The sequence below is a fragment of the Gilvimarinus polysaccharolyticus genome, assembly GCF_001187555.1.
Taxonomy (GTDB): domain Bacteria; phylum Pseudomonadota; class Gammaproteobacteria; order Pseudomonadales; family Cellvibrionaceae; genus Gilvimarinus; species Gilvimarinus polysaccharolyticus.
Genome location: NZ_LFIJ01000001.1, coordinates 278,415 through 299,459 on the forward strand (window position 1 = coordinate 278,415; position 21,045 = coordinate 299,459).

The following is a 21,045-nucleotide window of genomic DNA, read 5'->3' on the forward strand; positions in this document are numbered from 1 at the left end:
GGTAACCAATGTCAGATTCAATCCATGCGCTTATCCTTGAAGCGTTAGACGATTTAAAAGCACGCGATGTTACAGAAGTCGATGTGCGTGGTAAGAGCGATGTGATGGACACCATGATTATCGCTACCGGCACCTCAAGCCGTCATATTCGCTCGATGGCCGTGCATGTAATCGAAGAGTCGAAAAAGGCCAATAAAGCACCGTTAGGCGCGGAAGGCTTAGAGGGGAGCGATTGGGTACTGGTGGATTACGGCGATACCGTGCTGCACGTTATGCTGCCAGAGGCGCGCGAGTTTTACGATTTAGAAAAGCTGTGGTCGGTATCACCGGCTAATCGTACAGAAGATTAGTCTCGCGGTGCGGGTTAGATTAATTGCGGTGGGCAGTAAAATGCCCAGTTGGGTGCAAGATGGCTATAACGAATACGTTAAGCGCTTGCCCCGTGGCGACCTTGAATTAGAGTTGGTTGAATTGCCGTTAGCGCCGCGAGGTAAAAATAGCGATATTCAGCGCGCCATGGAGCGTGAATCTGAAGCGATTCGGGCCGCCATTGGCAAGGGCGACCGAGTCGTTGCGCTGGATGTATTAGGTAAAAGTTGGAGCACTGAGCAGTTGGCCGAGCAATTGGCGGGTTGGCGTATGGATGGCCGGCATGTCAGCTTGCTGATTGGTGGGCCAGACGGATTGGCACCCACTGCGCTGGCACTGGCCGAACAGCGTTGGTCGCTGTCGGCGCTAACCTTGCCACACCCACTGGTGCGGATTGTACTTGCCGAGCAGTTGTATCGAGCGTGGACTATTTTGCATAACCATCCTTATCACAAATAATACCAAGGCGCCGAGAGTGCTGAGTAGGATCTGACCCATCTATGTCCGAAGCAAGCCACTTTAAAGATCACCACCGTGAGGCGCGTTTGTTTTTTTCGCGCGCGCTGGTTGCCGGTGGCGTAATTGTGCTGTTAACGGGCATTTTGGTGCTGCGTTTTTTTTCGTTGCAGGTAGATCATCACGAAGATTATGTTACTCAGTCAGATCGCAATCGCGTGCATGTATTACCCATCCCGCCTACTCGCGGCTTAATTTACGACCGCAACGGTAAGCTGTTGGCCGAAAATCGTGCCAGTTACACATTATCAATTGTTCACGAGCGAGTGTCTGATTTAGCCGAAACGCTAGAATTTCTTGCTACGTTGGTTGATATTTCTGCTAACGATATTGAAAAGTTTAACGACCAACTGCGTCAGCGTCGCCGCCCATTTGATGCCGTTCCATTGCGTTTTGGTTTGACCGAGGTCGAGCTTGCGCGGCTGGCGGTTAATGAGTTCCGTCTAGATGGTGTTGAGGTGCACGCACAGCTGGTACGTCACTATCCAGAGGGCGATTTGTTTGCTCATTCAATAGGTTATGTTGGCCGTATTAATGAACAAGAGCTATCGGAATTTGACCCCGATGAATACCAGCGTTATAGCGGTACACACTCGATTGGCAAGATAGGTCTAGAGCGCTTTTATGAGCCTGAATTATTAGGTGAGGTGGGCTACCAAAACGTAGAAACCAATGCTCGCGGCCGAGTATTGCGTGTTTTAGACAGCGGCGACCCTAAGCCCGGCAGTGATCTTATTCTGCACGCTGATATTGAGCTGCAAAAAGAGGCGATGGCTGCTCTTGATGGGCATCGCGGGGCGGTGGTGGCCATCGATGTAGCAACCGGCGGTGTGTTGGCGGCGGTCAGTGCACCAAGCTTTGACGCTAATTTATTTGTTACCGGTATCAGTTTTAAAGACTATCGCCAGCTCAACCAATCTAAAGATTTGCCCTTGTTTAATCGTTTCTTGCAGGGCCAGTATCCACCGGGTTCGACGATAAAGCCGGTGGTCGCTATGGCGGGCCTACATTATAAAGTCATCACCTCCGAGACAACGGTACACGATCCAGGTTTTTACAAACTTAAAGACAGTAGCCGTCTCTATCGTGATTGGAAGCGTTGGGGGCATGGCCCCAACGTAGATTTAAAACAGGCGATAGCCGAGTCTTGTGATGTCTATTTTTACGATCTCGGTTTTAATCTGGGGATTGATAAAATGCATAGCTTTGGCGATCAGTTTGGTTTGGGTGAAAAAACCAATATTGATTTGCCCAGCGAGCGCCGAGGGTTGTGGCCTTCTCGGGATTGGAAGCGCGGTGCTCGCGGAGAGTCTTGGTATCCGGGTGACAGCTTGAATGTCTCTATCGGTCAGGGAGATGTCTTAGCAACGCCGTTGCAGTTGGCTTCGATGGTGTCGACCATCGCTCATCATGGGGTGCGTTTGAGACCGCAAATAGTAGCATCAATAGCTGGCGAGCCGCGCCCGCCTATCGTCGATCAGAATGTCGATGTCGAAGAGTCAATTATGGCACTTGGTATCGAGGCGATGGCTGAGGTGGTGCATGGTAAACACGGCACCGCGCAACGTATTGCCCAGGGCGCTAAGTATAAAATGGCAGGCAAAACCGGTACCGCACAAGTGGTGGCGATTGCACAAAACGCTGAGTATGACTCGGATGCACTGAGTGAGCGCAACCGAGATCACGCGTTATTTGTAGGTTTTGCACCACTGGATAACCCTAAAATTGCAGTAGCCGTGTTGCTCGAAAATGCCGAGTCCGGTTCGGGGGCCGCAGCACCTATTGCCCGGCGTGTATTTGATGCGTGGCTCTTAAACGAGCACGGCGAGTTACGGGAGTAACCCACACAGTGCCCAGCCAAGATTTTTTACGTCGTCTTCCCGAGTCGGATCGCACCCTGAGAAAACGTGACCGATTGCAGCAGCGCTTGCATGTTGATTTTTGGTTGCTGCTGCTGCTGATTATTATTTCTAGCGGCGGGTTGGTGGTGCTGTTTAGCGCTAGCGATCAATCTTTGGCGACCATAAAGCGTCAGGGGGTGTATTTTTTATTGGCCTATTTCGCCATGCTGGTAACCGCTCAAGTACCTGTGCATTTTATGCGGCGTATGGCGCCCTGGGCTTACGCTTTGGGGGTGGTGTTACTGGTGCTGGTGGTGCTGCATGGGGTGGGTGCTAAAGGCGCGCAGCGCTGGTTAAGTCTAGGCGGTTTTCGTTTTCAGCCCTCAGAGGTGATGAAGTTGGCAATGCCTGTGACGATTGCCGCTTATCTTGGCCAGCGGCACTTGCCCCCAGTGTTTAAACATGTATTTTGGACGCTTGCATTGGTGGCGGTTCCGACAGTACTTATTATTAAACAACCGGATCTAGGAACCTCTATTTTGGTGGCCGCCTCGGGGTTGATGGTGTTATTTTTTGCTGGACTATCATGGCGCTATATCTTGGCCGCAGTAACGCTATTAATGGCGAGCTTGTGGCCACTGTGGCACTTTGTATTGCATGATTATCAAAAAAAGCGCGTGTTAACACTCCTTAATCCTGAGGATGATCGGTTAGGTGCGGGTTGGAATATTATTCAATCCAAAACGGCTATTGGCTCTGGCGGGGTGCCGGGTAAGGGCTGGTTACATGGCACTCAATCACATCTAAATTTTTTACCTGAAGGGCATACCGATTTTATCATTGCTGTGTTGGCCGAAGAGTTTGGCTTGATTGGGGTGTTAATTTTGCTGAGTCTTTATATGTTGGTGGTGTTGCGAGGTATGACGATAGCCGTACGTGCGCAAGATAGCTTTGGACGTTTGCTGGCCGCGAGCATTACTTTAACGTTTTTTGTTTATGTGTTTGTTAATATCGGCATGGTTTCAGGACTGCTGCCAGTGGTGGGGGTGCCTTTGCCGCTAGTGAGTCAGGGCGGCACATCAATCGTTACCTTATTGGCGGGTTTCGGTATTTTAATGGCAATTGCTACCGAGCCGCGCAAGGTGATTCGGTAATGATGTTGTCTAATTCTTTTGTTGATTACATGAGTTTTCGGGAGGCACTTTGTTTTTGAGTTGTCGTAAGTCGGTTGTGGGTGTGACGTGTCGCAGGCTGCCAATACTATTATTGCTTTTAACGAGCACAGTACGAGCTGATTATACCTCGAGCCCAAAGGCGCAAGTGTTCATTGATCGCATGGTGACTGAGCATCAATTTTCGCGCGAATCATTACAAGCGTTATTTTATCACGCTAACAAGCGTCAGACGATTCTCGATGCGATCTCTCGCCCAGCCGAAAAAACCAAAAGCTGGGCTGATTACCGTAATATTTTTATAAAAGACGCACGCATTAAAAGTGGCGTAAAGTTTTGGCTGGATAATGCCGATGCGCTGGCGCGCGCCGAACAAGAGTTTGGCGTGCCGGCCGAATATATTGTTGCCATTATTGGTGTCGAGACACTTTACGGGCGTGTTACAGGTAGTTATCGGGTGATTGATGCCTTGAGCACTTTGGCGTTTGATTATCCGCCGCGCAGTGATTTTTTTACCCGCGAGCTTGAGCAATATTTATTGTTGACCCGCGAGCATCAACAAGACCCTCTGAGCCATAAAGGCTCTTACGCCGGGGCAATGGGTTACGGTCAGTTTATGCCTTCTAGTTACCGCCATTATGCGGTAGATTTTGATGGAGATGATTTGCCCGATATTTGGAATAATTTACCCGATGCCATTGGCAGTGTGGCAAATTACTTTAAAAGCCATGGTTGGCAGCCCGGTAAACAAGTGGTGCTACGCGCGCGGCCTGAGGATACCCTAGATAGTACTATTGTTTATAATCAAATAGTGCCGCCGGAACACAGTATTGGCGGGTGGATGAAAGCAGGCTTAAAGCCTATCAGCGCTGTTCCATCTGAGACTCTTGCGCTGGCAATTAAACTTGATGGCGCACTGGGAGACGAATACTGGTTAGGCTTTAACAACTTTTATGTCATTACACGTTACAATCGCAGCCATATGTACGCCATGGCGGTACATCAGTTAGCGCAAGCGATTGTTCTTGGGTATCAAGCCGATGGACGCGACCATGAATAAAATAGGGTGGTTGATCTTATGTGCCGTAGTGTCGGTTGCCGGCTGTTCTAGTCAGAGCAGTAAACCGCCTAGCCGCTATCATATCGATCAAGATGTTGGCCCGAGCGGCGAGATCGATTTATCTCATGTGCCAGATGCGATACCCAAAACCGAGCCGCGTACTCGTGCTGGCAATAAAAACCCTTATACCGTGTTGGGTAAAACCTATTACCTTATTGAGGATGAAACGAGCTATAAAGAGCGCGGCAACGCCTCTTGGTACGGCAAAAAGTTTCATGGGCATAAAACTTCTAACGGTGAGATTTATGATATGTACGCTATGACGGCGGCTCATAAAACCCTGCCAATTCCCTCTTATGTTCGAGTAACACATTTAAACAATGGCCGTAGTGTGGTTGTTAGGGTGAACGATCGTGGGCCGTTTCATCAAGGCCGTATTATTGATTTAAGCTACGCTGCTGCGCAGCGATTGGGTATTTCTAAAACGGGCACTGGCCCAGTCGAAGTTGAGATTATCGTGCCGGGCGATACACCGCCGCCGCCATTAAAACCCGATGATCGCCCCGCCAGCCATGCAGGTGGCTTTTACCTGCAGGTGGGAGCTTTTGCTAGCGCTGCGGCGGCAAACCGTCTGCGTGATAAAACAGCTGCGGCTACTGAGGCGCGGGTGTTTATTAGTGAGATTAACGCCGCTCAGCCGCTCTACCGTGTCAAGATAGGTCCGTTGGCCGATCAGCAAGAGGTTGCGCGGGTGCGAGAACAACTGCCGGCTGTGGGTGTTTATAATAGCCATCTAGTGAAAGATTAAGAAAATCTTTACGGCTTTACGTTACACTTTACAGATTAAACTTTGCGACCATATTGATTCACTGACTTAAAAAGACTGGATATTCATGTTTGTTAAAACCTTAGCCGCTTGCGGCCTATTGACCCTTACTTTGGTAGCTAATGCGCAACAGGTATTGATTCCCGCCGCGCCGCAACTGGCCTCATCGGCCTACATTTTGCTTGATGCCGACACCGGTAAAGTTATCGTTGAAGAAAACGCCGATGAACAATTACCGCCGGCGAGTTTAACCAAAATGATGACGAGCTACATTGTGACGTCGGAACTGGAAGACAACCGATTAAACGAAAACGACATGGTCAACATTAGCGTTGCGGCCTGGAAAATGGGCGGTTCGAAAATGTTTGTCCGCGAGGGTACCGAGGTGTCGGTCATCGATTTGCTGCGCGGTATTATTGTTCAGTCGGGCAACGATGCAAGTGTGGCTTTGGCGGAGCATATTGCCGGCGGTGAAGGTGCATTTGCCGATGTTATGAATCAAACGGCTAGTTTACTGGGGATGACTGGCAGTCATTTTGTTAACGCCACCGGCTGGCCGGCCGAAGGGCACCTAACCACCGCGCGCGATTTATCGCTGTTGGCACGGGCCATTATTAATGATCACCCAGAATACTACGACCTTTATAAAGAGAAGTATTTTTCTTACAACGGCATTAATCAGCCAAACCGTAACCGTTTGTTGTTTCGTGATAATTCGGTTGATGGCTTAAAAACGGGTCATACTGAGGCGGCAGGTTACTGCTTGGTAGCTTCGGCGAAACGGGGTGATATGCGTTTGGTGTCTGTGGTTATGGGGACCAATACAGAGGAAGCCCGCGCCGTCGAGACGCAAAAGCTACTGGCTTATGGTTTTCGTTATTTTGAAAATCAAACCCTCTATCGCGCGGGTGAAACACTGGAAAGTACGCGAATTTGGTACGGCGAAACTGATCGCCTGACGCTGACGGTGGCCGCCGATGTGGTAGAAACCATCCCTCGTGGTAGCCGTGATGATATTAAAGTTGAATTACAGATTCCTGATATTATTAAAGCCCCCATTGAAAAAGGCCAGCAAGTCGGCACTTTAACGTTGACACTTAACGGTGAAACCATCGCCGAAGTGCCTGCCGTAGCACAAGCCGCCGTCCCTAAGGCGGGATTTTTTGCCCGCATTATGGATGCGATCAAGCTGTTTGTTACCGGTTTGTTGAGCTAGCTGAATTGTTATGATGATCGCGCGTGTTGGCTGGGATTGATTGTCCTGCCAGCACCCGCATTTTTTGCTACAATCGCCCGCTATGCTATAGCGAGGTGAGCCTGTGCAAGAACCCCCAAAAATTGAATTTCCCTGTCCTGACTACCCCATCAAAGTATTGGGCGATGCCGGTGAAACACTCTATTCGCTTGTAATGACGGTAATGGATGAGCACGCGCCGGGTTTTGATCGCGAGCGCACCACTGTCAGAGATAGCGGCAAAGGCCGCTTTCAGTCGGTAACAGTTTTTATTACAGCGACTGGCATAGAGCAGCTCGAAACGATTCATCAGGCGCTGCGGGCAAGCCCGGTAACTAAAGTCGTTTTTTGATCATGCCGCTCGATCAGCTAGATGTTCACGATTTGGGCACGCGCGATTACCTGAGTACCTGGCAGGCAATGTCGGCTTTTACCAGCGCACGCGCTTCTGACGCGGCCGATCAGCTTTGGTTAGTGGAGCATCCTGCGGTGTTTACTCAGGGCCAAGCGGGCAAGCCCGAGCACTTGTTAGCGGTTGAGGGTATCGAGCTGGTGCAAAGCGACCGTGGCGGGCAGGTGACCTATCACGGGCCCGGTCAGTTAGTGGCTTATCCATTATTGGATCTACGTCGCCGTAAGTTAGGCGTGCGTCAGCTTGTTAGTCTTATCGAACAGGTTATTATTGCGGTATTGCACGGTTATGATATTGACGCGTATGCCCGCCCAGACGCTCCCGGTGTGTATGTGGCGGGAGATAAGATCGCCTCGCTGGGCTTACGGGTGCGACGCGGCTGCAGTTTTCACGGTTTGGCATTAAACGTCGATATGGATCTATCGCCATTTGAGCAGATTAACCCCTGCGGTTATGCGGGCTTAAAAATGACCGATATGGCGCGTTTAAGGGCTGTTCCCGTGGCTATGAGTGCGGTCAAAAACGCATTGATCGATCAGTTTGTACAGAAGTTGGACTACAAAACCGCTATAATATCCGCCGCTTAATGACTGGCGCGCTTTACTTGATGCGTACCCACTCTCAAATTTTTGTATTAATGGCCTCGGGCCCGAATGAGTTTGACTATGACGATTGAAATACCCGATATCCAGCCCGTAAAACGCACGCGCCGTCATAAGCAAGGTGAAAAACTGCGCGATGCGGATAAGGTTGAGCGAATTCCGGTAAAAGTCATTGCCACCGATGCGGTCGAGGTGCCCCGTAAGCCTGATTGGATTCGGGTTCGAGTACCTGCCTCGCCCGAGGTGGATAGAATTAAAAAGCTATTGCGTAAAAATAACTTGTCGTCTGTGTGCGAAGAGGCAAATTGCCCCAACTTGGGTGAGTGCTTTAGCGGTGGCACCGCCACTTTTATGATTATGGGTGATATCTGTACCCGTCGTTGCCCATTTTGCGATGTGGGCCATGGCAAACCCAATGCATTGGATGAGCAAGAGCCTATTAAATTGGCAGAAGCCATTGCTGAGTTGCGCTTGAAGTATGTGGTTATCACCTCTGTTGATCGGGATGATTTGCGCGATGGCGGTGCTGGCCACTTTGCCGATTGTATTCGCGAGTCTCGTGCGCGTTTGCCGAATTTACAGGTTGAAATTCTCACCCCCGATTTCCGTGGGCGTATGGAGCCGGCGCTGGATATTTTAGAGCGTGAAGCCCCCGACGTGTTTAACCACAATCTCGAAACTGTGCCGCGTTTGTATCGTCAGTCACGCCCAGGCGCTAACTACGAATGGAGCCTAACGCTGTTGTCTGAGTTTAAAAAGCGTCGCCCCGATGTGTTAACTAAATCGGGTTTGATGGTGGGTTTGGGGGAGACCAAAGAAGAAATATTCCAGGTGATGCGCGATATGCGCGAGCATAACATTGATATGCTGACCATCGGCCAATACCTACAGCCGTCAAAAGATCATTTGCCGGTCGAGCGTTATGTACACCCCGATGAATTTGCCGAGTACACCGCACTGGCTAAAGAGCTAGGTTTTAGCCGTGCTGCATGTGGCCCGCTGGTGCGTTCGAGCTACCACGCCGACAAGCAAGTGCAGGGAGATGACGTACAGCAATGGTCGGGTGTTGAGCGTTAATTGAGAGTGTTAACAATGTGCGAGCCCGCATGGCGTCGGGTTCGTCTTGCCGATCATCCGCGTTATCTTGATCAGGTTGCAATCTGGCATCACCGTGAGTGTTTGCGTCAAGGGCTGCAAAGCCGTCAGCAGACGCGACGCGAGCGTTTGCTCAAGCATTTAAATCACCTTACTTCAGTACCACAAACATGGTTGGCGCTAAAGCCAAGCAGCGCTGAGCTAATCGGCTGCGTCAGTGTTGTAAGTTATCATCTTGGTGCTCAGCCCGGCACGCCCCAAGCCGATACACCACTGTGGTTAAGCAACCTTTATGTTGCCCCCGAATGGCGCCAGCAGGGCGTTGCCAGCGGTTTGATTACCGGAGTTAAGCAGTTTGCTCGCGAGCTATCTATGCCCGAGTTGTGGCTAACTGCGACGGACCAGTCGGATTTTTATAGCCGACGTGGTTGGCGCTTAGTGCGCCAAGCTAAGTTGGGTGGTCGCTGGGTGAGTGTTATGAGTCATAGTCTTGTTGATGCGCCATAAAACTCTCGACTTGATCGGTAAACACCGCATCGACGCCTAATTTATTTAAGTATTGCCACTCGTCCGAGTAATTGGCGGTATACACCCAGTGTTTTAAGCCTCGGCGCTGAATATCACTGCTAAGCTCAGCGCTGGTGGTAACCAGTGCGGTATTGCATGAGTATGCCGCTAGCTGCTCTGCGCAGGCAGCGTAGTCCAGCGGATCACTGGCGAGCAAAACACCGCGCTTGAGTTGTGGCAATAATTGTTTGGCGCGAAACAGCTCGTGGTGGTTAAAACTCGATAGTAATATGTGCTCTAAGTTACCACCGAGGGCTGCGCGCTGCGCTTGCAGCGCTTGGATGACGTTGTCGGTGGCGCCGGCATTTTTAATCTCGATATTCAGTAAGCACTGCTCCCCGACTAATTCTAATACCTGTTGTAAGGTGAGAATCGGTTCGCCATTTTCAAGCCGCGCCGCATCTAATTGTTCGCGGCTGCAAGTCCACAGCGCGCCGTTGCCGTTGGTGACCCGGCCCAAGCGGTGGTCGTGAATAATGTACAGTTCGCCGTGCAGCTGCCATACATCTATCTCGATGCCGGCACAGCCGAGGGTTAAAGCCCGCGTTATCGCCGCGAGCGAGTTTTCGGGTAAGTCATGGCCGGGGCCGCCGCGATGAGCGATGCACTGCATAGTCATAAGTGTTTAATCCTATCGTTACGTGAGTGATAATGACGCGGGCTCGGTAAGGTCGTTATTGAGTATCACTCTATTTAAAATTACGCTTGCTGGAAAGGAATTTTAATGTGTTAAAGATGTTACTGCTCAGCGGTTGTATTGTGGTGTCTTTGTTGTTGGCGCGATTGATGGACAAAGTAGTCCGAGATCTGGCAATCAAGCGCTCAGTCAGTCTATATCGGGTTGAGTACATTAATAAAGTTACGCATTTTGCCTTGTTATTTTGCACGGTGGTGGCTATCTGCTTAGTGCTGGGGCTGGGCTACGGTGATGTCACCCTATTTTTGTCGTCAATCTTTGCCGTGGTGGGTATTGCGTTGTTTGCTCAGTGGTCGATATTAAGCAATATCACCGCCAGTGTGATTATATTCTTCGGTTTTCCTTATCGAGTGGGAGATCGTATTCAGGTGCTCGACCCCGATTTTGAAATGATCGGGGTCATCAGTGAGATTACGATGTTTCATGTTATCGTCCGGCTCGATGATGGCAATACTGTGACTTATCCCAACTCGATGATGTTACAGCGAGCGGTATTGAAAGTTAGCAGCAATACGCAATTACTGTCGCCCGACGAAAGCTAATTTATTAGGTTTCTACCCGCTTGGGCGCACTCCCTTGCGCCCTGTAACGTCTTTAGCTGTTATTGATCGTGATTACAACTTTAGGCGTTTATCAATACGTCCAGCTTTGGGCCAAGTAATTGTCCCTGCTTAGCCGGTCGCGCTATAAAAGATTGCTTTAACTCAGTACTTTACCAATTGCTTGGCTTAAATAATCAAGATTGGCATTGCTAACGCCAGCAATATTGACTCGGCTGTTATCGGTCATATACACGCTAAACTCACTTTTCAATTGTGTAACTTGCGCCGTACTTAAGCCTAAAAAGCTGAACATGCCGCGCTGTTGGGCGATAAAACTAAAATCGATTTGTTGTTGCGTACTATTAAGTGCACTGACCAGTTGCTCGCGTAAACCACTGATGCGCTCGCGCATGTCGGTCAGTTCTTGCAGCCATAGTGCGTGCAAACTTTCGCTGTGATAAATAATGTCTACCAGCGAGCTGCCGTGTGCGGGCGGCATGGAGTATAGGCCTCGGGTAATACTTAATACTTGGCTTAAGCTGGCGCTAGCTGCAGTGGCCGACGGCGCGACAATACTAAGGCTGCCGGTACGTTCGCGGTATAACCCCAAGTTTTTTGAAAACGATGTAGCGAGAATCAGCTCGGGTAGTTTATCGGCCATAAGCCTTACTCCGTAGGCATCTTCGGCAATACCATCGCCAAAGCCCTGATAGGCCATATCAATAAATGGTGTAAAGCCGCGCTCGGCGGCAAGCTCGGTTAGTTTCTGCCATTGGGTTGGGGTTAAATCGGCGCCGCTGGGGTTGTGGCAGCAAGCGTGCAATAGAACTAAATCATCTTTTCCGGCTTGGCTTAAGGTGGTAAGCATGGCCTCAAAATCAATCGCATGTCGGTTAAAGTCGTAATAGGGGTATTGCTTTAATGTGATGCCGGCACTGCTAAGCAGCGGCACATGGTTGCCCCAGGTTGGGTTGCTTACCCAGATGGTGGCATTGGGGTTGGCTTTGGCAATTAGCTCGGCGGCAGTGCGCAGTGCACCGCAGCCGCCGGGGGTTTGTATGGTGGCTACCCTTTGTTCACGAATCACTGCATGTTGCTCGCCAAAGGCCAGCGCCGCTGCGGCTTGGTTGGCACCAGGCACACCCGCAGGTGGTGTATACACCTTGCTCGACTCGCTTTGGTAGAGCTCGGCCTCAGCTTGTTTCACGCAGGCTAAAATTGGCGTATTACCTTGCTCGGTTTTGTACACACCAACGCCTAAATCGACTTTATCTGGGTTGTTATCGGCGTGGTAGGCGGCGCTCAAGCCTAAAATAGGGTCGGCAGGCAATAGTGGCAGCTTGGTGAACATAGGGGCTCCTGAGTAGGTAGGCAATACGTATGGCCGTAAAATACCGCGGCGGCAAAAATATCTGGCGTGGATAATAGCGCAAAATAACCGAGCGCGCAGAGCCTAAAGAATTGTGGGCGTCGAATGGTGGGGGTGGCTATAAAAAGGCCGTCGCACCGTTGAGGGGATACGACGGTTAAGCAAGCGGCAGTACGGTGTGGAAGCTGTGTCCTGCCGCGAAGTTCCTGTTGTGGTACAGGATCCGCGCCGTGTGGAGTGATGGCTGGTGAAGGCCATCCGGCGCAGTGGTTTAATGTACTTTGTGTTTAGCGTGGTTGCTGCTATTGGTTTGCCACCAGTGGGGTCACGCTGCTGGCAGGCGACACCTCTAATAGCAGCTCGGGCTTACCTTTGCAGGCTCGTGCCAATTCATCACTTTTACCTGCCAGCAATAGACCGATGGCCTCGCTGTGTTCTTCACTAATACCTTTAATCGATGTTTCAATCAGTTCGGTAATATTGGCAGCCAATTCCAGCATTTTATCGTGAGCTTCGGCAGCTTTTTTATCATCAAACATCTTTCCATCCCGATCACATTTCCAAACGGCGACTACAGCCATGATTAACCTCCATTGCGACACTGTTTGCATGTACAGTATTTTATTGTGGTGTTGGTGTCAAGCAAATGCATGGGGCGGAGTTTATTTTTCCTGTTCTTTTACGGATGAGCTAGGGATAATAAGGCACATTTAAGCCGTTATGGGACTGTATGTGACTAAAACGCCCCCCGAGCCCAAAACAGAGCAACAAGCGGTTAACCGCCCCGGACTGCTGCGCTCTAGCAGTAAGGTGGGGCTGATGACCATGACCTCGCGAGTACTAGGGCTGCTGCGTGATGTGGTGTTTGCCCACACCATTGGTGCCGGTGGCGGCGCCGATGCGTTTTTTGTCGCTTTCAAAATTCCCAACTTTATGCGCCGATTATTTGCCGAGGGTGCCTTTGCGCAGGCGTTTGTGCCGGTGTTGTCCGAGTATCGCGCACAGGGCACCTTGGCTGCGGTAAAGGCGTTGGTGGATCGCGTGGCTGGTGGTTTAGGGTTAGTTTTGTTGCTGGTCACCGCGTTGGCGGTGCTGGGTGCGCCATTGGTTGCTGCTGTGTTTGCTCCAGGCTTTCATGCCGATCCAGAGCAGTTTGCCTTGGTCACCGACATGATTCGAATCACGTTTCCGTACCTAATGCTGATCTCCCTAACAGGGCTAACCGGTGCGATTCTTAACAGCTACGACCATTTTGCAATACCCGCATTTACCCCCGTACTGTTGAATGTGTGCCTGATTGGCGCGGCATTATTGGCGGCGCCCCAGTTTGATCCGCCCGCCTTAGGGTTGGCGTGGGGCGTGTTGGCGGCGGGGGTTGTGCAGTTTGTGTTTCAATTGCCGTTTTTGATGCGCCTGCAATTGTTGCCCTCACCCAAAGTGGATTGGGCCGACCCGGGCGTAAAGCGTATTTTGGCGCTTATGTTGCCGGCACTGTTTGGTGTGTCGGTAAGTCAGATCAATTTAATGCTCGATACCATTATTGCGTCTTTGTTGCCCAGCGGCAGTATTTCTTGGCTGTACTACTCCGAACGCTTGGCTGATTTGCCTCTTGGGGTGTTTGCGATCGCCATTGCTACCGTAATCTTACCCAACTTGTCGCGCCAGCATGCCGCCCGCGACCCAGACAGTTTTGCCCATACGCTCGATTGGGCGTTGCGGTTAATTTGCTTAATTGCTCTGCCGGCCATTGTTGCGTTGGTGATTTTAGCCGAACCAATACTGGTGACCTTGTTTCAGTACGGTGCCACTGGCGCCGCTGATACCGCGATGGCGGCGCTCAGTTTGCGGGCCTACGCTTTGGGGCTGTTGGCCTTTATGCTAATTAAAGTGCTGGCGCCTGGTTTTTTTGCGCGCCAAGACATGAAAACACCCGTGCGTATTGGCGTTATCGCTATGGTGGTTAACATGGTGCTTAATATTGCGTTTGTAGTGCCATTACATTATTACTGGCAGGTTGGTCATGTCGGGTTAGCCTTGGCTACGTCGCTTGCGGCTTACGTTAACAGTTTTTTGTTGTATCGCGGCTTGCGCCGCTTGGGGGTCTATTGGCCGCATCGCGGTTGGCCAGTATTTGGGCTGCAAATGCTGTGTGCCAATATCGCTATGGCGCTGATGTTGGTGGCGCTGATGATGGTTTGGCCCAATTGGGTAGACTGGTCAGCGGGGCAGCGTATTTGGCGCTTAGCGTTAGTTTGCGTGGCGGGGGCGCTGATCTACGCTGTAGGTTTGTTGTTAACGGGATTTAAACTCGCCAATTTGCGCCACGTCTCGCGCCATTAGGGTTGCTGTTGTATACTCACGCGTCAGATTTTCCGCCGTCAACAGGTTCAGTGTGAACAATCAGACTCCAGAATTCATTCGCGGTTTATACAACTTGCGCGAGCGCCATCGAGGGTCTGTGGCCACCATTGGCACGTTCGATGGTGTGCATTTAGGGCATCAGGCGATACTGCGACAACTCAAAGATGTGTCTGAGCGTCTGCAGTTGCCCTCTGTGGTGATCTTATTTGAGCCTCAGCCTCACGAGTATTTTGCACGCGAGCGGGCACCGGCACGGTTAATGCGGCTGCGTGAAAAGCTCGAAGCGCTGTTTGCCGCTGGTGTAAACAAAGTATTATGTCTGCAGTTTAATGAGGCGTTTCGCAGCCTAACGGCGCATCAATTTATTGCTCAGGTGCTGGTGGGTGGTTTAGGTATTCGCCACTTGGTGGTGGGTGATGATTTTCGCTTTGGCTGTGATCGCGCTGGCAACTATCAATTATTGCAAGAGGCGGGCGCCGAGCTGGATTTTGGCGTGACCGACACTTGTACTTTAACGCTCGCGGGTGAGCGGGTGAGCAGCACTCGTATTCGCGAACATTTGCAGGCCGGTGAATTTGCCCAAGCTGAGGCCTGCCTAGGGCGGCCCTATGCGATTAGTGGACGAGTAGGGCACGGTAAAAAGCTGGGGCGTGAGTTAGGTGTGCCCACCGCTAATGTGCGCTTGCAGCGTTATCGAGCGCCGCTCTCGGGGGTTTTTGTGATCAGCGCTTTATTGGCCGATGGCAAGTGCTACCCAGGCGTTGCTAACGTTGGAGTAAAGCCTACGATAGGCGGTGATATTGAGCCGTTATTAGAAGTGCACTTACTGGATTTTGATCGAGATATTTATAGCCAACCGGTAACGGTGATGTTTCACCAGCGGTTGCGAGCTGAGCAAAAGTTTGCATCGCTCGCGGCACTCACCGCACAATTGCAGGATGATATTCGAGGCGCGCGGGCGTATTTTGCCGTCGTGTCACCGGCATCTATCCAACCACACATTCTTAACTGACTTTGAAAAGACCATGACCGATTACAAAGCAACGTTGAATTTGCCCCATACATCGTTTGCCATGAAGGCTAACTTGGCCCAGCGCGAGCCGGAGATGCTCAAAGCGTGGGCGAACGATGATCTATACCAACAAATTCGTGCCGCACGTAAGGGCTGCGAGTCGTATATTTTGCATGATGGCCCCCCCTATGCAAATGGCGATATTCACATTGGTCATGCCGTTAATAAAATTCTTAAAGATATTATCGTTAAGAGCAAAACCTTAAGTGGTTTTGACGCGCCTTACGTCCCCGGCTGGGATTGCCATGGTTTGCCGATTGAGCACAATGTCGAGAAGAAACACGGCAAGGCGGGGGTTAAGTTAGACGTAAAAGCGTTTCGACAAAAATGCCGCGAATACGCTACGCGTCAGGTCGATGGTCAGCGGAAGGATTTTATCCGTTTGGGGGTGTTAGGTGACTGGCACAACCCTTACCTCACGATGGACTTTACCTTCGAGGCCGATATTATTCGCGCGTTAGGTAAGATCGTCGAAAATGGCCATTTGCAGCGCGGTTTTAAGCCCGTCTACTGGTCAGTGGTCGGTGGCTCAGCATTGGCTGAGGCCGAGGTGGAGTATCAAGATAAAACCTCATTCAGTATCGATGTAAAGTTTGCTTTTGCCGATCAAGATGCCGCCGCTGGCGTGTTTGGTGACTTAGCCGGTAATGGCCCGCTGTCCGTGGTTATTTGGACCACCACGCCATGGACTTTGCCGGCCAACCAAGCGGTGAGTGTTAACCCCGAGTTGGATTATGTTGTAGTTGCAGTGGCGGGTGAGCGCTTAGTTATGGCCGAAGGCTTGTACGAGTCGGTTATGGCGCGCGCGGGCATCGAAAACTTTACCGTGGTAGGCCGTGTTAAAGGCTCCGCTCTCGAAGGGCAGAACCTACAGCATCCGTTTTATGAGCGTCAGGTGCCGGTTGTGTTGGGTGATCATGTCACCTTAGATGCTGGTACGGGTTGTGTGCACACCGCGCCTGATCACGGCATAGATGACTTTGTGGTAGGGCGTAAATACGATATAGGTACGCTTAATTACATCGATGATAACGGCTTATACCGTGATCATGTGCCAATGTTTGCCGGCGAGCATGTGTATAAAGTTGATGAAAAAGTTATCGACTTATTAAAAGAAAAAAGCGCACTGTTTTTTGAGAGTAAAATCACTCACAGTTTCCCACACTGCTGGCGCACCAAAACACCGCTGATTTTTCGCGCGACGCCGCAGTGGTTTGTCAGTATGACTAAAAACGATTTGCGTGGCCAAGTAGCAAAATCGGTTGAAGGTGTGCAGTGGGTGCCCAGCTGGGGACGTGCGCGTATCGACTCGATGCTGGAGTCTAGCCCCGATTGGTGCATTTCTCGACAGCGCACATGGGGTGTCCCCATTGCGTTGTTTGTGCACAAAGAAACCGGCGCGCTGCATCCCCGCACCGCCGAGCTAATTGAGCAAGTGGCGCTGCAGGTTGAAAAAACTGGCATGGACGCTTGGTACGACTTAGATGCTAGCAGTTTGTTGGGGGCCGAGGCTGCTGAATACGATAAGGTGACCGACACGTTAGATGTTTGGTTCGATTCTGGTGTTACGCATCACGCCGTGCTGCAGCAGCGTGAAGGTTTGCACTACCCGGCCGACTTGTATTTAGAGGGTTCAGACCAGCACCGCGGTTGGTTTCAGTCGTCGCTTAAAACCGCAATGGCAATGAACGGCACCGCACCTTACAAAACGGTTTTGACCCACGGCTTTGTGGTAGATGCTGACGGACGTAAAATGTCTAAATCTATCGGCAATACGGTGGCACCGCAAAAAGTGATTAATGAGCTGGGTGCCGATGTGTTGCGTCTTTGGGTGTCGGCTACCGATTTCAGCTCTGAGATGAGCGTGTCCGATGAAATTCTAAAACGTACCGCTGACTCATACCGTCGCATTCGCAATACCGCACGTTTTATTTTATCCAACCTCAACGGTTTTGATCCGGCGACTGATTTGGTGCCCGAAGATGAACTGCTGGCGCTGGATCGTTGGGTTGTTGGGCGTGCGGCTCAATTGCAGGAAGAGTTGATTCAGTGCTACGACAACTTTCAGCTGCATCAGGTATACCAAAAGCTGCATAATTTTTGTGTGGTTGAGCTTGGTGGTTTTTATCTGGATATTATTAAAGATCGGCAGTACACCACTAAAGCGGATTCACGTCCGCGCCGCTCGGCGCAAACGGCGCTGTATTATTTGGCCGAGGCGTTTACACGCTGGATTGCACCGATACTAAGCTTTACCGCCCATGAAATGTGGCAGCAATTACCAGGTAAGCCCAGCGGCAGCGTGTTTACGGCCGAATGGTTTGTATTGCCAAAATGTGTTGATGCTCGGTTGGGTGATGACTTTTGGCGGCAAGTAGCGGATGTTAAAAATGCCACGAATAAAGTCTTGGAGGCCAAGCGCGGTGAGGGTGCCATAGGTGGTTCATTGTCTGCTGAGCTCACCCTATATTGCGACGAGAGCCTGCTGAGCCAGTTGGCGCGGGTAGGGGATGAGTTGCGGTTTATTTTAATTAGCTCGGCCGCCACCTTGGCGCCATTAAGTAGTGCTGGTGATGATGCTGTGAGTACGGATGTTAATGGTTTGAGTATTGCCGTACAAAAATCTGAGCAACCTAAGTGCGCCCGCTGTTGGCACTTTCGTGCCGATGTTGGCTCTGTTGCCGCACACCCAGAAATTTGCCAGCGCTGTGCTGATAATATTGAGGGTGCCGGCGAAGTCCGACACTATGCCTAAGGTGATGGCCATGTTTAAAAAAATAGCGCACCCGTGGTGCTGGTATATGCTGGCACTGGTGGTGTTTGTTTTGGATCAGTGGAGTAAAACGGCGATAGTGGCAAGTTTAGATTACAATTCACCACTTGTGCTGAATGCGTACTTTAATTTTACCTTGCTATATAACCCCGGCGCGGCCTTTAGCTTTTTAAGTGACGCCGGTGGCTGGCAACGCTGGTTTTTTACCGCGATAGCGGCGGTATTTAGCGTTGTGATTGTGGTTTGGTTGGCGCGTTTGCCCAAAGTCCGCTGGCTAGAGGCGATGGCGTTAGGGTTTGTTTTAGGCGGTGCGCTAGGCAACTTGTACGATCGAGTGATGCTTGGCCACGTTGTAGATTTTATCGTTGTGCATTATCAAGATAGTTATTTTCCAGCGTTTAATCTTGCCGATGCCGCGATTTGTTTTGGCGCCTTCTGGTTGATTGTGGATATGTTGTTCGGTTCTAAAGTGGCCGTCGCCGAGACCGCTCGTAACGGTGACTCTAATGCGTGATTTGACGGTTGGGCCTGGTACCCGCGTAACTTTGCACTTTTCATTAGCCTTGCCGGATGGCCAGTTAATCGATTCTAATTTTGAAGGTTCGCCGGCCACTTTTACAGTGGGCGATGGAAAACTTTTAAAAGGCTTTGAGCAGGCGCTGTTTGGTTTACGCGAGGGCGCACAAGAAGAGTTAACCATTAAGCCAGAGGCCGGTTTTGGCGCCCATAACCCTAATAATCTGCAAACGATTCCACGCTCCGACTTTGAGGCAGATCTGGAATTGAGCCAGGGGTTAATGTTGTCGTTTTCCGATGCGCAGAATACCGAATTACCTGGTGTCGTCGTAGAGTACAATGACGAAGAGGTAACAGTGGATTTTAATCACCCGCTGGCGGGGCGTGATATCACCTTTAAAGTGGCGATCCTGCAAATAGAGCCCGTGCAAGTACACTAACATCGACAGGTTTTACTAATGCAAATCAAATTGGCCAACCCCCGCGGCTTTTGTGCGGGGGTCGATCGCGCGATTGATATCGTCAACCGGGCGCTAGATGTGTTTGGTGCACCTATCTATGTGCGTCATGAAGTGGTCCACAATAAATTTGTGGTCGATACGCTGCGCGAGCGCGGAGCAGTGTTTGTCGATGAGTTAGAAGAAGTACCTGATGACGTCATTGTAATTTTTAGTGCGCACGGTGTGTCGCAAGCGGTGCGTGACGAAGCGGCAAAACGCGCTCTACAAGTGTTTGACGCCACCTGTCCGCTGGTGACCAAGGTGCATATGGAAGTGGCTCGGTACAGTCGAGATGGCAGTGAATGCATCTTAATTGGCCACGCAGGTCACCCCGAGGTAGAAGGCACTATGGGACAGTATGACGCCGGTAACGGTGGCAAGATGTATTTGGTTGAATGTGTTGCCGATGTTGCCAGTCTTAGCGTGGTAGACCCGTCGCGTTTAGCTTACGTTACCCAAACTACGTTATCGATGGATGACACGGCTGAGATCATCGCCGCTTTGCGGGCAAAGTTTAGTGATATCCAAGGGCCGCGCAAAGACGACATTTGTTATGCTACTACCAATCGCCAAGATGCAGTGCGTCAGCTGGCACTAGAGTGTGATTTGGTTTTGGTGGTTGGCTCCCCTAATAGCTCAAACTCCAACCGTTTGCGCGAGCTGGCCGAGCGCTGTGGTACCGAGGCCTATTTAATAGATTCTCCCGCGGATATTAACAACGCTTGGTTAACCGGTAAGAATCAAATTGGTATTACTGCAGGTGCATCAGCGCCAGAAACTTTAGTGCGGCAAGTGGTGGAGCATCTGGCTGTAATGGGGGCTGATTTTCCGCAAGAGATCGCTGGGACACCGGAGACTATTAGTTTTTCTCTGCCTAAAGAATTACGTTGAGGTTGCACATTCGGATTCACCTATTCGCTCTTTACGGATCCTGCCACCTCTAGATAGTACTAGAGAATATCCGCCGTGTTCTGCGTTGTCTGAACAAATAGTGATGGTTCCGGCTTGGAAGGCGCTTTTGCGCTTTCCGCTCGCCCAATGGCTTTCGCCAGTTCCCAAGTATGAAATGTAATCCTGTAGTGGTCGATTACCTTTTACCTTAATGGATTCATGTAGCTCGTGATGAGTTTGTAGTAGAAGCTCGTCTTCGTCATAGAGCCCGTTGTGGTTGTCATCGTGAAATATGCGCCAGCCTTGTTGCCAAGTTGAATTAGCTTGCATCGTAACTCGGCTATTGGCTTTGACTGCGTGGGATCTTGCCGTTTGAGTCGCATCGAATAACGCCCATGTGGCAGTTTCGATGCGTGAGCTGCGAATTAAGTGATCAAAAGCAGGTATTGCTATGGTAAAAAGAAGAGCGCCAATAGCCAGTGTGATTATCATTTCAATTAAGCTAAATCCTGATGTTTTCATAGGTTGCGTCCATGCTCTTGGTCGAATGTATCCGTTTGATCTTCCATGATGACCGTATGTCGACAGTGCCAAGCAAATGCTGAAGTGCTGTGATAGTTTTGGAAATAT

General features: G+C 50.6%; 22 protein-coding genes. 18 read left to right on the forward strand and 4 right to left on the reverse strand.

The window, feature by feature from the left end; all coding sequences use genetic code 11:
- Positions 1 to 8 precede the first annotated feature (8 nt).
- The 11 genes from rsfS (at position 9) to GILYN3_RS01215 (ending at position 9,634) form a co-directional block, all read left to right on the forward strand.
- On the forward strand, positions 9 to 350 hold the full coding sequence (gene rsfS, locus GILYN3_RS01165) for a ribosome silencing factor (protein WP_049721154.1): 342 nt from the start codon (positions 9 to 11) through the stop codon (positions 348 to 350).
- Positions 351 to 357: 7 nt separating this feature from the next.
- Positions 358 to 828 (forward strand): 23S rRNA (pseudouridine(1915)-N(3))-methyltransferase RlmH, encoded by a 471-nt coding sequence (rlmH, locus tag GILYN3_RS01170; RefSeq protein ID WP_049721155.1) that lies wholly within the window; start codon positions 358 to 360, stop codon positions 826 to 828.
- Between the two features lie 41 nt (positions 829 to 869).
- Positions 870 to 2,726, forward strand: a complete 1,857-nt coding sequence (mrdA, locus tag GILYN3_RS01175; RefSeq protein ID WP_049721156.1) for a penicillin-binding protein 2 — start codon at positions 870 to 872, stop codon at positions 2,724 to 2,726.
- 8 nt (positions 2,727 to 2,734) lie between these two features.
- Entirely contained in the window at positions 2,735 to 3,880 is a 1,146-nt protein-coding gene (gene rodA, locus GILYN3_RS01180; protein ID WP_049721157.1) for a rod shape-determining protein RodA, read from the forward strand.
- 166 nt (positions 3,881 to 4,046) lie between these two features.
- The gene (gene mltB / locus GILYN3_RS01185) at positions 4,047 to 4,958 is read left to right on the forward strand and encodes a lytic murein transglycosylase B (RefSeq protein ID WP_232305487.1); all 912 of its coding nucleotides are present in this window, start codon (positions 4,047 to 4,049) and stop codon (positions 4,956 to 4,958) included.
- Entirely contained in the window at positions 4,951 to 5,766 is an 816-nt protein-coding gene (locus GILYN3_RS01190) for a septal ring lytic transglycosylase RlpA family protein (protein ID WP_232305488.1), read from the forward strand. Before mltB ends, GILYN3_RS01190 begins: the two co-directional genes overlap by 8 nt.
- Before the next feature lie 85 nt (positions 5,767 to 5,851).
- A complete protein-coding gene (locus tag GILYN3_RS01195; RefSeq protein ID WP_049721160.1) occupies positions 5,852 to 7,000 on the forward strand; it encodes a D-alanyl-D-alanine carboxypeptidase family protein in 1,149 nt (382 codons plus the stop codon).
- A 103-nt stretch (positions 7,001 to 7,103) separates the two neighbouring features.
- Positions 7,104 to 7,370: a YbeD family protein gene (locus GILYN3_RS01200; RefSeq protein WP_049721161.1), complete on the forward strand. Its 267-nt coding sequence runs from the start codon at positions 7,104 to 7,106 to the stop codon at positions 7,368 to 7,370.
- 2 nt (positions 7,371 to 7,372) lie between these two features.
- Positions 7,373 to 8,017: a lipoyl(octanoyl) transferase LipB gene (gene lipB, locus GILYN3_RS01205; RefSeq protein WP_049722501.1), complete on the forward strand. Its 645-nt coding sequence runs from the start codon at positions 7,373 to 7,375 to the stop codon at positions 8,015 to 8,017.
- Between the two features lie 78 nt (positions 8,018 to 8,095).
- Entirely contained in the window at positions 8,096 to 9,109 is a 1,014-nt protein-coding gene (gene lipA / locus GILYN3_RS01210) for a lipoyl synthase (protein ID WP_049721162.1), read from the forward strand.
- A 15-nt stretch (positions 9,110 to 9,124) separates the two neighbouring features.
- A complete protein-coding gene (locus GILYN3_RS01215) occupies positions 9,125 to 9,634 on the forward strand; it encodes a GNAT family N-acetyltransferase (protein WP_049721163.1) in 510 nt (169 codons plus the stop codon).
- Here the strand turns inward: GILYN3_RS01215 and GILYN3_RS01220 are convergent.
- A complete protein-coding gene (locus GILYN3_RS01220) occupies positions 9,603 to 10,313 on the reverse strand; it encodes a glycerophosphodiester phosphodiesterase (protein WP_049721164.1) in 711 nt (236 codons plus the stop codon). The genes GILYN3_RS01215 and GILYN3_RS01220 overlap by 32 nt on opposite strands.
- A 116-nt stretch (positions 10,314 to 10,429) precedes the next feature.
- Here GILYN3_RS01220 and GILYN3_RS01225 point away from each other — a divergent pair, with 116 nt between their 5' ends.
- On the forward strand, positions 10,430 to 10,933 hold the full coding sequence (locus GILYN3_RS01225; protein WP_049722502.1) for a mechanosensitive ion channel domain-containing protein: 504 nt from the start codon (positions 10,430 to 10,432) through the stop codon (positions 10,931 to 10,933).
- Between the two features lie 157 nt (positions 10,934 to 11,090).
- On the opposite strand, the gene GILYN3_RS01230 is transcribed toward GILYN3_RS01225, so the two are convergent.
- Together GILYN3_RS01230 and GILYN3_RS01235 are read right to left on the reverse strand one after the other, a co-directional pair.
- Complete coding sequence (locus GILYN3_RS01230; protein ID WP_049721165.1) at positions 11,091 to 12,284, reverse strand: amino acid aminotransferase; 1,194 nt, start codon at positions 12,282 to 12,284, stop codon at positions 11,091 to 11,093.
- 320 nt (positions 12,285 to 12,604) lie between these two features.
- The gene (locus tag GILYN3_RS01235; RefSeq protein WP_049721166.1) at positions 12,605 to 12,883 is read right to left on the reverse strand and encodes a YebG family protein; all 279 of its coding nucleotides are present in this window, start codon (positions 12,881 to 12,883) and stop codon (positions 12,605 to 12,607) included.
- Between the two features lie 139 nt (positions 12,884 to 13,022).
- On the opposite strand from GILYN3_RS01235, the gene murJ reads away from it, so the two are divergent.
- From murJ to ispH, 6 genes are read left to right on the forward strand one after another with little or no spacing between them, the layout of a single operon-like run.
- On the forward strand, positions 13,023 to 14,642 hold the full coding sequence (gene murJ / locus GILYN3_RS01240) for a murein biosynthesis integral membrane protein MurJ (protein WP_084004999.1): 1,620 nt from the start codon (positions 13,023 to 13,025) through the stop codon (positions 14,640 to 14,642).
- A gap of 52 nt (positions 14,643 to 14,694) precedes the next feature.
- The gene (ribF, locus tag GILYN3_RS01245; RefSeq protein WP_049721167.1) at positions 14,695 to 15,675 is read left to right on the forward strand and encodes a bifunctional riboflavin kinase/FAD synthetase; all 981 of its coding nucleotides are present in this window, start codon (positions 14,695 to 14,697) and stop codon (positions 15,673 to 15,675) included.
- A gap of 13 nt (positions 15,676 to 15,688) precedes the next feature.
- The gene (ileS, locus tag GILYN3_RS01250) at positions 15,689 to 18,490 is read left to right on the forward strand and encodes an isoleucine--tRNA ligase (RefSeq protein ID WP_049721168.1); all 2,802 of its coding nucleotides are present in this window, start codon (positions 15,689 to 15,691) and stop codon (positions 18,488 to 18,490) included.
- 10 nt (positions 18,491 to 18,500) lie between these two features.
- Positions 18,501 to 19,022, forward strand: a complete 522-nt coding sequence (lspA, locus tag GILYN3_RS01255; protein WP_157484825.1) for a signal peptidase II — start codon at positions 18,501 to 18,503, stop codon at positions 19,020 to 19,022.
- Positions 19,015 to 19,464 (forward strand): FKBP-type peptidyl-prolyl cis-trans isomerase, encoded by a 450-nt coding sequence (locus tag GILYN3_RS01260; protein WP_049721170.1) that lies wholly within the window; start codon positions 19,015 to 19,017, stop codon positions 19,462 to 19,464. Before lspA ends, GILYN3_RS01260 begins: the two co-directional genes overlap by 8 nt.
- An 18-nt stretch (positions 19,465 to 19,482) precedes the next feature.
- Positions 19,483 to 20,415 carry a 4-hydroxy-3-methylbut-2-enyl diphosphate reductase gene (gene ispH, locus GILYN3_RS01265; RefSeq protein ID WP_049721171.1) on the forward strand — a complete coding sequence of 311 codons (933 nt, stop codon included), beginning with the start codon at positions 19,483 to 19,485 and terminating at the stop codon, positions 20,413 to 20,415.
- On the opposite strand, the gene GILYN3_RS01270 is transcribed toward ispH, so the two are convergent.
- A complete protein-coding gene (locus tag GILYN3_RS01270; protein WP_198147306.1) occupies positions 20,407 to 20,937 on the reverse strand; it encodes a GspH/FimT family pseudopilin in 531 nt (176 codons plus the stop codon). The two genes, ispH and GILYN3_RS01270, sit on opposite strands and share 9 nt — an antisense overlap.
- Positions 20,938 to 21,045: the final 108 nt, after the last annotated feature.

What these genes read in the sequence shown, in the direction of transcription:
- mrdA (WP_049721156.1), top strand. Translation starts at nt 870, where the DNA reads ATGTCCGAAGCAAGCCACTTTAAAGATCACCACCGTGAGGCGCGTTTG.
- GILYN3_RS01195 (WP_049721160.1), top strand. Translation starts at nt 5,852, where the DNA reads ATGTTTGTTAAAACCTTAGCCGCTTGCGGCCTATTGACCCTTACTTTG.
- GILYN3_RS01220 (WP_049721164.1), bottom strand. Translation starts at nt 10,313, where the DNA reads ATGACTATGCAGTGCATCGCTCATCGCGGCGGCCCCGGCCATGACTTA.
- GILYN3_RS01230 (WP_049721165.1), bottom strand. Translation starts at nt 12,284, where the DNA reads ATGTTCACCAAGCTGCCACTATTGCCTGCCGACCCTATTTTAGGCTTG.
- GILYN3_RS01260 (WP_049721170.1), top strand. Translation starts at nt 19,015, where the DNA reads ATGCGTGATTTGACGGTTGGGCCTGGTACCCGCGTAACTTTGCACTTT.
- lipB (WP_049722501.1), top strand. Translation starts at nt 7,373, where the DNA reads ATGCCGCTCGATCAGCTAGATGTTCACGATTTGGGCACGCGCGATTAC.
- GILYN3_RS01215 (WP_049721163.1), top strand. Translation starts at nt 9,125, where the DNA reads ATGTGCGAGCCCGCATGGCGTCGGGTTCGTCTTGCCGATCATCCGCGT.
- GILYN3_RS01270 (WP_198147306.1), bottom strand. Translation starts at nt 20,937, where the DNA reads ATGAAAACATCAGGATTTAGCTTAATTGAAATGATAATCACACTGGCT.
- GILYN3_RS01235 (WP_049721166.1), bottom strand. Translation starts at nt 12,883, where the DNA reads ATGGCTGTAGTCGCCGTTTGGAAATGTGATCGGGATGGAAAGATGTTT.
- lipA (WP_049721162.1), top strand. Translation starts at nt 8,096, where the DNA reads ATGACGATTGAAATACCCGATATCCAGCCCGTAAAACGCACGCGCCGT.
- GILYN3_RS01190 (WP_232305488.1), top strand. Translation starts at nt 4,951, where the DNA reads ATGAATAAAATAGGGTGGTTGATCTTATGTGCCGTAGTGTCGGTTGCC.
- lspA (WP_157484825.1), top strand. Translation starts at nt 18,501, where the DNA reads ATGTTTAAAAAAATAGCGCACCCGTGGTGCTGGTATATGCTGGCACTG.
- ileS (WP_049721168.1), top strand. Translation starts at nt 15,689, where the DNA reads ATGACCGATTACAAAGCAACGTTGAATTTGCCCCATACATCGTTTGCC.
- rsfS (WP_049721154.1), top strand. Translation starts at nt 9, where the DNA reads ATGTCAGATTCAATCCATGCGCTTATCCTTGAAGCGTTAGACGATTTA.
- GILYN3_RS01225 (WP_049722502.1), top strand. Translation starts at nt 10,430, where the DNA reads ATGTTACTGCTCAGCGGTTGTATTGTGGTGTCTTTGTTGTTGGCGCGA.
- ispH (WP_049721171.1), top strand. Translation starts at nt 19,483, where the DNA reads ATGCAAATCAAATTGGCCAACCCCCGCGGCTTTTGTGCGGGGGTCGAT.
- murJ (WP_084004999.1), top strand. Translation starts at nt 13,023, where the DNA reads ATGGGACTGTATGTGACTAAAACGCCCCCCGAGCCCAAAACAGAGCAA.